Annotated in this window: 2 protein-coding genes; both read left to right on the plus strand. The window is 44.5% G+C overall.

The features are described from left to right. The coding region (kduI, locus tag P0N36_RS15395) for a 5-dehydro-4-deoxy-D-glucuronate isomerase (RefSeq protein WP_275843774.1) at positions 1-417 on the plus strand (417 nt) is incomplete at its 5' end. A 10-nt stretch (positions 418-427) separates the two neighbouring features. Continuing rightward, positions 428-1,189, plus strand: coding sequence for a 2-dehydro-3-deoxy-D-gluconate 5-dehydrogenase KduD (kduD, locus tag P0N36_RS15400; protein WP_275843775.1), 762 nt, complete (start codon positions 428-430; stop codon positions 1,187-1,189). Positions 1,190-1,210 lie beyond the last annotated feature (21 nt).

The following is a 1,210-nucleotide window of genomic DNA, read 5'->3' on the forward strand; positions in this document are numbered from 1 at the left end:
CATATTGATATTACAAAAGCCAAACAAGTACCAATGGGGGATGCAGAGTCGGCCAATAAGAGAACCATATTCCAATTCTTACATCCGGAAGTATTACAAACCTGCCAACTCAGCATGGGTCTCACCAAGCTGGCACCGGGTAGTGTATGGAACACCATGCCCTGTCATAGTCATGAACGCCGAATGGAAGTTTATTTCTACTTTGACTTACCACAAGACAGTGTTGTTTTTCACTTGATGGGTGCGCCATCAGAAACCAGGCATGTCGTCTTAAGAAACGAAGAAGCCATCATAGCGCCCAGTTGGTCCATACACTCAGGATGCGGTACCTCTGCATACAGTTTCATTTGGGGTATGGTAGGAGAGAACAAGACATTTACAGATATGGATCATATCGCCATGAAAGATCTCAGATAGGAGTGATAAGATGATATTAGATAGTTTTAATCTAGATAGTAAAGTAGCAATCGTTACCGGAAGCAGTCAAGGTCTTGGCCAAGGTATGGCAATGGCTCTAGCAGAAGCCGGTGCGGATATTGTTGGTGTGGATTATAGCGCTGGTGGAGAGACTCAGCAGTTAATTGAAGACCTAGGACGTAAGTTTCATCACATACAAGCGGACTTGATGAAGATAGACAAGCTAGAAGCCATCGTGGCAGAAGCCGTAGAAGTATTTGGTCATGTGGATGTCTTGGTTAACAACGCAGGGACCATACGACGTGAAGACGCCATTAATTTCAGTGAAAAAGACTGGGATGATGTGATGAATCTGAATATTAAGACCGTATTTTTTTTCAGTCAAGCTGTAGCAAGACAATTTATGAAACAAGAAACAGGTGGCAAAATCATCAACATTGCCTCTATGTTATCCTTCCAAGGCGGCATTCGTGTGCCATCTTATACGGCATCAAAAAGTGGTGTTATGGGCGTAACAAGGTTAATGGCCAATGAGTGGGCAAAAGACAATATCAATGTCAACGCCATTGCGCCCGGCTATATGGCAACAGCCAATACAGAAGCGCTTCGTGCTGACGTGGCACGTAATGCAGCCATACTAGAGAGAATCCCAGCCAACCGTTGGGGACTACCCTCCGACCTAAAAGGCCCCATTGTGTTCTTGGCTTCAGAAGCTTCATCTTATGTGAATGGTTATACCATTGCTGTAGATGGTGGATGGTTGGCACGATAGAAAATAAACTTCATGGTCGGT

Origin of the sequence: Petrocella sp. FN5, from assembly GCF_029210395.1 — a bacterium.
Classification (GTDB): domain Bacteria; phylum Bacillota; class Clostridia; order Lachnospirales; family Vallitaleaceae; genus Petrocella.

What these genes read in the sequence shown, in the direction of transcription:
- kduD (WP_275843775.1), top strand. Translation starts at nt 428, where the DNA reads ATGATATTAGATAGTTTTAATCTAGATAGTAAAGTAGCAATCGTTACC.